Genomic DNA, 10,029 nt, shown 5'->3' with positions numbered 1-10,029 from the left:
GTATGCATAATCGACTCATTGCAATCATTGGCGCAGGGGTGATGGGATGCGCCACAGCACTGGATGTCGCGAGGGCTGGTTATCGTGTAATTTTGCAGGATATTTCGGCGTCGGTCATCGAACACGCCCCTGATGTTATACGTCGTGAATATCGTTCAGCTTGCTTTCTGAAGCAAGGGTACGGTCAGGTGCCCCTGGATCAGATCATGGAACGGATCTCGTTCCAGACACAAGATGAAGGTGTGGAAGAGGCAAGTATCATTATTGAAAATGTAACTGAAAACCTGGAGTTGAAAAAGGAAGTTTACGCACGACTATACCACAAGGTTCGTCCGGATGCTTTATTTGCGCTAAATACAAGCTGTATTTCCGTGACAAAGCTCGCTTCATTTTTGCCTGATCCAGGTCGAGTCATTGGGGTGCATCTGATGAATCCGGTTCCCGTTAAATCCATGGTGGAGGTGATCAAAGGACATCATACAACACAGGGTACGGAACATGAGATGGTAGCGTTTTTGGAAACTCTTGATAAAAGTCCAGTTGTCATAGAGGATCTTCCCGGGTTTGTCTCTAATCGCCTCTCGCACTTGTTAATGAATGAAGCGGCGTACATTGTACAGGATGGAATCGCTACACCCGAGCAGGTGGACGCCATTATGAAGAAGGGCTTCAATTATCAGATGGGGCCGCTGGAGACGGCGGATCTAATTGGTCTGGATACGGTCGTGCATTCATTGAAAGTATTGTACGACAGCTATCAGGACCCCAAATTCCGATGCTGTCCGATGTTGCAGAAAATGGTTGATGCAGGACAGTGGGGGCGGAAGACGGGTCAAGGATTCTACGCCTACTAAGATGAAGGGTGGCATGACCATGGAAAAGCTCAAGGATATCAAGTGTATCGTTTGGGATTTGGACCACACCATATGGGATGGGGTTTTGCTTGAATCTGCAGATGTGCAACTGAAGCCGGGCTTAAAGGAGGTGATTGAAAAACTGGACCAGCGAGGTATTTTGCACTCTGTTGCCAGTAAAAATGATGCAGAGCTGGCTTGGGCGAAACTTAACGAACTGGGCATCGCCGAATATTTTCTATATCCCGAGATCCATTGGGATGCGAAGTCCGTCTCTGTTCAGCGGATTCAGCAGAACATTAATATCGGTATGGATGCCATTCTGTTTGTGGATGATCAACCTTTTGAACTGGAAGAAGTGCAAAGTGTACATGCCGACATCCAGGTACTTCATGCGGATCAATATGAAACCATGCTTGATGACCCAAGGCTGATGCCCCGATTCATTACAGCCGACTCTGCGTGCAGAAGGCAGATGTATCAGGCGGATACGCTCCGTAAACAGGCTGAGGAACAGTATGAAGGACCTTCAGAACAATTTCTGGCTACGCTTGGCATGAAATTTTCCATCTACGAGGCTACTGAGGATGATCTTCAACGTGCAGAGGAACTTACTGTCCGTACCAATCAGCTAAATGCAACGGGAATTACCTACAGTTACGAGGAACTGCATCAACTGATGACCTCGCAGGACCATATGTTATTGGTGTGTGAACTCGAAGACAAATACGGGACGTATGGCAAAATTGGGCTTGCACTTATTCACATGCAGCAGAAAGTATGGCGGCTAAACATGCTTCTGATGTCTTGCAGAGTGATGTCCAGGGGAGCAGGGAGTGTACTGCTAACGTATATCATGCGTGAAGCTCAGAAGCAGGGCAAACAGATGCTTGCGGACTTCAGGGATACCGGAAGGAACCGGATGATGAATATCAGCTACCGCTTTGCCGGTTTCAAGCAGCAATCTGCAGATCAGGAAGGAAGAGTACTGTTTTATCATGATTTGCAACAGGCTGTAGAGTTTCCAGATTACATTGAGGTTTTAGTGCCCGAGGGGCAACATCAATAACAAGGGGGAAGGGCAGTGGATTATCGTCAGGAAATTCGGGAGTTTATCGGGAACAACCTCACCATGGATCATGAGGACACTCAAATTAATGATAATGACAATTATTTTGAGCAGCGGTTCGTCAATTCGCTCTTTGCGATGCGTTTGGTGGACTTTGTAGAGCGTAGATTCCAGATTGAGATAGCAAATGAAGATCTGGATTTGGCTAATTTCTGCACGATTAACCGTTTGCATGATCTTATTGAGAGAAAGTTGACTGAGAAGGAGGCGGCACTATGATTACAGCTAATCAGGCATCCATTCGTCCAGTCACAAGTCCGGCAACCAGCCCGTCCAACAAATATATGTATTTGTTTTTGGGAATTTCCTTTGGCACATGTTATGGAATCGCAAGTTTGTTCATGTTCTTTGCGGATTTTATTGTACCCATAACAGGTGAGTTAACCTTGATGCATCCACTTGCGATCGTTGCTCTGTATTCACCTTCCATTGCCGGATTAATTACATGTTATGTGATGGGCGGAAAGGAAGCATTAAAAGGAATGTTTATGAAGCTGGTTCCGCGCAGACAGGACCTGTTCTGGATACCGCTCATTATTGGAATTTCCATCATCTTTGCATCAACAATGCACTTTGGTTCCTTGTTATTCGGCATACCGGTCCCTGAGCTGACATATAGTGTACCTGAAATGATCTGGTTGGGAATTGTGAATCTGATCAAGGAGACGGGGCTGATTGGTGGGCTGTTTGGCTGGATCGGATTTTTGCTTCCATTCTTGCAAGGGAAGTTAAAAAATAATATAACAAGTGGTCTGATTACCGGCCTGTTGTTCGGATTATGGGTGCTTCCGGGATACTTGATTTCCTCTTTTGGCACCTCAACCACTTACATATACTATGTTGTTCAGCTTATGGCATTTATCGTGTTCCAAAGTTATATCTTCAATGCAACCAAAGGTACACTTCTGTTTTATCTGCTTGCATTCTGGCTTGTAGCTACAGGAAGTCAAATTGATTTGTACTACTTTAATCCGCAAGTTCAAATTATGCAATTCTTCTTTTTTGCAATATCGGCTATTGTCATACATGTCATCTTCAAGCGTAAAAATGTGGATACTTCACTTCAGACATTCCCTGCATATGTTCTGGAAAGAAAGTAAGCCTGGTTATGGTGGTGGATAAGTGATGGAACCGATCTATTTGGAGCAGCTACAAAAGGGGGAGGGAAACAGACAAATGGTCTGTTTTCCTTATCTCGGTGGCAACTCCAACAGTTTTCAGCCCCTAGTGCCGTACCTTCCTGACACGGAAATTTGGGCGTTTACGCCCCCGGGTCATGGTCTGAACACCGAAACTCCCCTGGAGCATATGCAGCAACTCGTAGAACTGTATACCAGCAAGCTGCTGGATGTTATACAGCCCGGCAGTCTGTTATTTGGACATAGTCTGGGAGGGATTACAGCCTACTTCGTTGCGCAACGCTTATGTCAGGAACGTCCAGATGTAGCTAAAACGCTACGGCTTGTGTTATCTGCCTGCAACACGCCTGACGAATGCGGGATGCAGAATTATGATCAGATGTCAGACGAAAATCTGATTGATCATCTGTTTTCCTATGAAGCTCTTCCGCAAGAACTGATACATGAAAAAGAATTGTTGAATTATTTTCTACCCGTCATCCGGGCGGATTTCAGGATGCTGGAATCTGCAGCAACGCTTGAGTATGAGCCGCTCTCATTGCCGGTATTGTATCTGTGGGGAGAACGGGATCGTACCGTTACCCTTCAGTCAGCGTTGAGATGGGGCCGATATTTTGGCACATCCATGAAGCTTCAAACCATCAAAGAGGGTGCTCACATGTTCATGATGCATCAACCTTCAACGGTTGCGCATTGTCTGACAAGCTTTATGACTCCAGATAAATAGGAACAACTTGTAGATGAGAGGAGCCATGTTCGTATATGCTGCTACGAATGCTGAGAAACGATATAACGAGAAAAAAAGGGATTACGGCTGCGTTATTTATTTTTGTACTGCTGGCCGCCTTGCTGGTATCTTCGGGGTCACGAATGATTATGGAACTGACGAGTTCCATCCAATATCTATTTTCTGAATCCAAAACACCACACTTTGTGCAAATGCATGCTGGAGAACTCGATCAGGTCAAAGTGAACACATGGGCTGAAGAAAATGCCATGGTTCAGCAACATCAGATTGTGGAAATGGTCAACATTGACGGCTCTAATCTGTTTCTCGGAGCAGAGTCCGAAAAGAACAGTGTTATGGACATTGACTTTGTTACACAGAATCAGGGTTTCGACTATTTGTTGAATCTGGACAGTGAGATTATTCAGGTGAACGATGGCGAGATCGCGGTTCCGGTATATTACATGCAGCAAAAAAAATTGAGCGTGGGCGACCAGGTTCGGATCGATAATGGTCAATTTGAGCGTTCTTACACCATCGTTGATTTTGTCCGTGATGCTCAGATGAATCCATCGGTTGTGCACTCCAAACGTTTTATCGTGAGTGCAGGGAATTTGCAAGAACTGAAGCAGAGCATCGGAGAGATGGAGTATCTCATCGAATTCCGGTTGACGGATCCCGGACTGACAAGTGAATTTACCCAGGCTTACCAAAATGCCGGACTTCCCAACGCGGGTCCAGTCGTAACCTATGGGCTGTTCCAGGTATTGAATGCCATGACCGACGGAGTTATTGCAGCCGTTATTATTTTGGTCAGTCTTGTGCTGATTCTGATTGCAATGCTTTGCATCCGATTCACGATGCTTGCGACCATCGAAGAGGATTATCGTGAGATTAGTGTCATGAAAGCGATAGGGATTGCAGAGAAGGATATTAAGAGACTGTATCTGATGAAGTATGTATTTATGGCGGGATTTGCATCCGTGCTTGGTTACATTGCATCACTTGGCGTTAACAGATTATTTGTTTCCAACATCATGTTGTATATGGGAAAAGCACCTGCAACCCTGTTGCATTTCGCGATTCCGTTATTAGCCGCTGGAATAATATTTGCCATGGTTGTTCTGTTCTGTCGAACGGTACTGCGGCGTTTTCGTTCCATCTCCGCGGTGGATGCTCTCCGTACCGGGAGCCTGGGAGATACACAGATCATTCGAAACCGGCTTAGTTTGTCCCGCAATCGCTGGTCTTCCGTACCTGTCTTTCTTGGTCTGAAGGAAGTGATACAGCGAATCAAGATGTTCCGATTATTGTTATTTGTCTTTGTAGTCAGTTCATTTATCATGATTGTGCCGGTCAACTTCCTGAACACTTTGCAGGCGCCAAGTTTTATCTCTTATATGGGTGTTGGACAAAGTGATATTCGCATTGACTTGAGGCACACAGACGATGTGGAGCAGCGTTATGACAATCTGGTTGCCCGGATCCAAAATGATAAAGACATCAAAACGTATTCCCCATTGGTAACAAGTCAGTTCAAGATTAAAAATGCGGAAGGAAGTTACGACAATCTGAGTGTAGAAACTGGGGATTTCAGTATTTTCCCATTGTCTTATGTTAGCGGTAATGCGCCAACAACCGAGAATGAAATTGCGTTATCTGATGCCAACAGTAGCGAGCTGCGCCTGAAGACTGGTGAGCAACTTACCTTGCTGGTTAATGGCAAGGACCAGATGATGACGGTCAGCGGAATATACCAGGACGTTACGAATGGTGGGAAAACGGCGAAGGCCTTATTGCCCTACAACAAGGATAGTGTGTTGTGGTACGTGGTCAGTTTGGATCTGAATAATCGCGGGGACATGGCTACCAAAATTGCTGAATATGAGGCGGCTTTCTCGCCAGCCAAAGTAACCGATCTTCAAGGTTATCTGGATCAGACGTTAGGCGGAACCATCCAACAATTGAAAATGGTGACGATGCTGGCCTTGGTCATCGGTGTCTTCATATCTATTTTAATTACAGCACTGTTCCTTCAGATGTTAGTAGCCAAGGACAACAACGACATTGCTGTACTAAGAAGCCTTGGGTTTGCCTTGTCTAAAATCAAGTTCAAGTATGTCGTGATGTCACTTGTCATATTAATCTTAGGGGTTGTTACTGGAACGATATTGTCCAATACGTTGGGTCCGTTGCTGGTTAGTGCCATTATGTCGACGTTTGGTGCTTCCAATATTGTCTTTGTTGTTAACCCGTTACAAGCATATATTTTGTGTCCATTGTTACTTGCAGGCACGATTGTACTGACAGCATGGATTAGTATCCAATCGATCAAGGAAACGAGCATATCCAAAATGATTGTCGAATAGGGAGGATCAACGATGACAACTATACTTGAGGCTAAAGACGTGAATAAATCCGTAGCGATCGGCGAGAATGAAGAACATAACATCTTAAAAGATATCAACCTTCAATTAAAAAAGGGAGAATTTGTTTCCATCATGGGGCCATCTGGCTCAGGCAAGTCTACCTTACTGTACAACATAAGTGGTATGGATCAGATTAGTGCTGGAAGCGTCTATTTTAATGGCAAAAAAATATCGGCATTTGAGGAGAGGGATCTGGCAAGTCTACGTTTGACCAAGATGGGATTCATCTTTCAAAATATTCATCTGCTCAAGAATCTGAATCTATTAGACAATATCGTACTTTCCGCGTATCTGGCCAAGAATAGCAGCAGAGAAACGATTAATACACGGGCAATGTCATTAATGAAAAAAATGGGGATTGATGAGCTTGCTGGGCATAACATCACCCAAGCCTCAGGCGGACAGCTTCAACGGATTGCCATCTGCCGTGCGCTGATCAATAATCCAGATATTTTATTCGGCGATGAACCAACGGGGGCGCTGAATTCCAAATCAACGTATGAGATCATGGATATTCTGGGCGATATTAATGCAACGGGTACAACCATTCTGCTGGTGACCCATGATGTGAAAGTCGCTGCCAGATCGGAACGTGTACTGTTTATGATAGACGGTAAGCTGGTTGCAGACAGAAATATTGGAAAATATGCAAGAGAGCGTCAGGATCTGAAAACAAGGGAAAGCCATTTGGCGCAATGGTTGACTGAAATGGGGTTCTAAAAAAAGAACTCCATGACTACAATAGACCGACAGTCGGTCGAACGTATCGGAGGTCAGGATATGAGACTGATAAAAAACCCGGAAGAACGCAGGAACGAGATTTTGGATGCCGCCGAGATTCTGTTCATAACAAAGGGGTACACCAAAGCTACGGTCATGGATATCCTTCAGGCGTGCAACATTGCCAAGGGTACATTTTATTATTATTTTCAGTCCAAGGAAGAGGTCATGAACGCCATCGTCATGCGTTTTATTCTGAGCGGGGAGGCATCGGCCAGGCACGTGGTGTCCGATCCCAAACTGAATGCCCATGACAAAATTTTTCGCATCATGATGGCGCAGAATCAGCCTGACGGCAGAAAACATGATCTCATCGAGCAATTGCACAGTGTTCATAATGTGGAGATGCACCAAAAGAGTCTTGTTGAGACGGTAATTCGATTAAGTCCCATCTTGGCCGAGGTGGTAGAGCAGGGCATTCAGGAGGGGGTATTTCATACACCTAACCCAAAGGAATCCATCGAATTCCTGCTCGTATCGTCACAATTTTTGCTGGATCGAGGCATCTTTCAATGGGAGGAGGAAGAACTCCAAAAAAAGGTTGAAGCATTCACACATATTATGGAACGTGTGCTGGGAGCAGAACAAGGAAGCTTCGCCTACGTCACTCGTCTTTATTTTCCGAATCAAGGTTAGCCGAGAAAGGAGTATTATCCATGGAACATACCGTTCAAAAATCATTTAAAAAGTTTCTGGTCGTATGGTTCGGTCAGCTCATCTCCATGATTGGGATTGGACTTACAGCCTTCTCCCTGGGGGTGTATGCCTTCGAAAAAACGAATACGGCAACAAGTGTTGCATTGATTACCTTATTCACGTTTCTGCCGAATATCCTGCTTCGACCTATTGGAGGGGTACTGGCAGACCGATTCGACCGTCGAACGATGATGATTATCGGCGACCTGGGTTCGGCAGCCGGTTTGATTTTCATTCTGTCCATTATGCTCACAGGTGATATCCAATTATGGCATATCTATGTGGGAGTGGCCTTTAGTTCCGTGTTTTCCGCGTTGCAGAGCCCGGCATATAAGGCCTCTGCTACGGACCTGCTGGATAAGGATCAATTCTCAAAAGGCAGCGGTCTTGTACAACTGGCTGAATCCTCGAAGTTTTTGTTTTCACCCATCATTGCGGGCATTCTGCTTAGTATAACAACCATTGAAGTCATTCTGGTCATTAATATTCTGACATTCCTGGTTGCCATTCTGGCTGTGCTGGTTATTCGGAAGAGCATGAAGGTGGAGCGAGAGGATCGAGAAGGAAAAAACTGGATCACCGATATTCAAGAGGGCTGGAGAGAAGTTGTAACCAACAAGGGAGTACTGTTGCTGGTGGTGATTATTTCACTTGTCACCTTTTATCTGGGATTCCTGGAGACACTCATTGGTCCGATGCTTCTGTCATTCACGGATGCAAAGACACTTGGAACGTTTCAGTCTGTTAGTGCCATCGGCATGCTGATTAGCAGCTTGTGCATCGGCATATTTACAATAACAAAGAGATACGCAAGTGTGCTTGTGATGGGTCTGATTTTGTGCGGTTTGTCCTTTTCACTTCTGGGCATATCCACCAACATTTATTTTATTATCTTCGCAGGTTTTCTGTTCCTGTCATCACTGCCGTTTGTCAATATGAGCGCAGATGTACTGGTGCGAAACAATATCGCCAACGATAAGCAGGGCAGGGTATGGGGAATCATTGGTATTCTGTCACAACTCGGGTTCATTATCGCGTACAGTTTGGCTGGTTTTCTGGCCGACCATGTGTTTAATCCGTTACTGATGGAGGGGGGAGCACTGGCTTCGTCTGTTGGTCAAATTATTGGAACTGGGCCAGGCAGAGGTATTGCGTTTCTGTTTATCATCGCGGGTCTGTTTGTTATTCTGATCGCAATAATCACATCCCGTTTGAAAATGATCAAATCTCTGGAGCAGAGCCCAGATATAGCGGCTCCATCAGATGTTGGCGGGTTGGCGCACGATTAATTCGAATCCAACAGCGTAAGCCCTTGTCCGCAGCAGCGTGTGATACTTCTTCTGTACGAAGAAGTTATTCACACGATGAGCAGACAAGGGCTTTTTTGTGCTGAGGAGTCAGAAGATGTACTTAGACAAGAGTGTTTGTGTATTTGGATTGTCGGTGGAGATTACCCTTTAACCGCCCCTGAAGTTAGTCCTCCTACAATATACTTTTGCCCAATGAGGAACACAATCAACACAGGCAATGACGTGAGCACGATATCGGCACTGACCAGATTCCACTGGGCACTGAATTGTCCAAAGAAGTTATATACAGCCAGCGTCATCGGCCACATCTCCACTGTATTCAGCATATAGAGTGGGGCAGTAAACTCATTCCAGACACTCAGGAAATTAAGAACAAATACCGTTACCAGCACCGAGGTTAACAAAGGTACAATGATTCGCAGGAACAGCTTGATCCCATTACATCCGTCCATGATCGCGGCTTCATCCAGCTCCTTCGGGATGTTAGACACAAACGCATACGTAATGAACAGCGATATCGGAATCCCCATGGAGGTGTAGAGCAGAATCATGCCGACATGTGAATTGATCATACCCATCGACTTCATCACTTCCATCAGCGGAATGTAGTTGAGCGGCAGTGTGATACCAAGAATCAGGAAAAAGTACAGAAACTTGCTGAGCTTCGAATGGTTGCGGGATAACGTGAAGGCCGAGAAGGCCACAACAAACACCAGTAGCAGAGAAGAAGCCCCAGAATGCAGCAGACTGTTGAAAAAAGAACCGCCCAAATGTCCCTGTTCATAGACAATTTTGTAATTTTCGAAAATAAACTTCTCGGGCAACGTCAGTTTAAGCACTTTGGCCTCGGCGTCCGACTTGAATGAATTCAGTACAATGACGACAAAAGGAATCAGGACCACCAGGCTAAGCAGCCAGGCGAGTACATTTAACCCGATCGAAGCCAATCTTTTTCTCAATCGCAT

General features: G+C 45.3%; 10 protein-coding genes. 9 read left to right on the top strand and 1 reads right to left on the bottom strand.

Annotation, left to right across the window (positions count from 1 at the left end; translation table 11 throughout):
- Positions 1 to 2: 2 nt before the first annotated feature.
- Genes MHI55_RS22570 through MHI55_RS22530 form a run of 9 tightly spaced genes read left to right on the top strand, consistent with a single transcriptional unit; the run spans position 3 to position 9,043 of the window.
- Positions 3 to 854 (top strand): 3-hydroxyacyl-CoA dehydrogenase family protein, encoded by an 852-nt coding sequence (locus MHI55_RS22570; RefSeq protein ID WP_211080858.1) that lies wholly within the window; start codon positions 3 to 5, stop codon positions 852 to 854.
- A 19-nt stretch (positions 855 to 873) separates the two neighbouring features.
- Positions 874 to 1,923 (top strand): HAD-IIIC family phosphatase, encoded by a 1,050-nt coding sequence (locus MHI55_RS22565; RefSeq protein ID WP_100527632.1) that lies wholly within the window; start codon positions 874 to 876, stop codon positions 1,921 to 1,923.
- Between the two features lie 15 nt (positions 1,924 to 1,938).
- Complete coding sequence (locus MHI55_RS22560; protein ID WP_017687156.1) at positions 1,939 to 2,202, top strand: acyl carrier protein; 264 nt, start codon at positions 1,939 to 1,941, stop codon at positions 2,200 to 2,202.
- A complete protein-coding gene (locus tag MHI55_RS22555; protein WP_017687157.1) occupies positions 2,199 to 3,083 on the top strand; it encodes a hypothetical protein in 885 nt (294 codons plus the stop codon). Before MHI55_RS22560 ends, MHI55_RS22555 begins: the two co-directional genes overlap by 4 nt.
- Positions 3,084 to 3,108: 25 nt before the next feature.
- A complete protein-coding gene (locus tag MHI55_RS22550; RefSeq protein ID WP_047843826.1) occupies positions 3,109 to 3,849 on the top strand; it encodes an alpha/beta fold hydrolase in 741 nt (246 codons plus the stop codon).
- Between the two features lie 35 nt (positions 3,850 to 3,884).
- Positions 3,885 to 6,218 carry an FtsX-like permease family protein gene (locus tag MHI55_RS22545; RefSeq protein ID WP_340386958.1) on the top strand — a complete coding sequence of 778 codons (2,334 nt, stop codon included), beginning with the start codon at positions 3,885 to 3,887 and terminating at the stop codon, positions 6,216 to 6,218.
- 12 nt (positions 6,219 to 6,230) lie between these two features.
- Entirely contained in the window at positions 6,231 to 6,998 is a 768-nt protein-coding gene (locus tag MHI55_RS22540; protein WP_340386956.1) for an ABC transporter ATP-binding protein, read from the top strand.
- 60 nt (positions 6,999 to 7,058) lie between these two features.
- Entirely contained in the window at positions 7,059 to 7,694 is a 636-nt protein-coding gene (locus MHI55_RS22535) for a TetR/AcrR family transcriptional regulator (RefSeq protein WP_036615194.1), read from the top strand.
- A gap of 20 nt (positions 7,695 to 7,714) precedes the next feature.
- The gene (locus MHI55_RS22530; protein ID WP_036615192.1) at positions 7,715 to 9,043 is read left to right on the top strand and encodes an MFS transporter; all 1,329 of its coding nucleotides are present in this window, start codon (positions 7,715 to 7,717) and stop codon (positions 9,041 to 9,043) included.
- A 161-nt stretch (positions 9,044 to 9,204) separates the two neighbouring features.
- On the opposite strand, the gene MHI55_RS22525 is transcribed toward MHI55_RS22530, so the two are convergent.
- Positions 9,205 to 10,029 (bottom strand): carbohydrate ABC transporter permease, encoded by an 825-nt coding sequence (locus MHI55_RS22525; RefSeq protein WP_340386954.1) that lies wholly within the window; start codon positions 10,027 to 10,029, stop codon positions 9,205 to 9,207.

The sequence above is a fragment of the Paenibacillus sp. FSL E2-0151 genome (genome assembly GCF_037993015.1).
GTDB classification, from domain to species: domain Bacteria; phylum Bacillota; class Bacilli; order Paenibacillales; family Paenibacillaceae; genus Paenibacillus; species Paenibacillus amylolyticus.
This window is presented reverse-complemented; position numbering and strand designations above follow the sequence as displayed.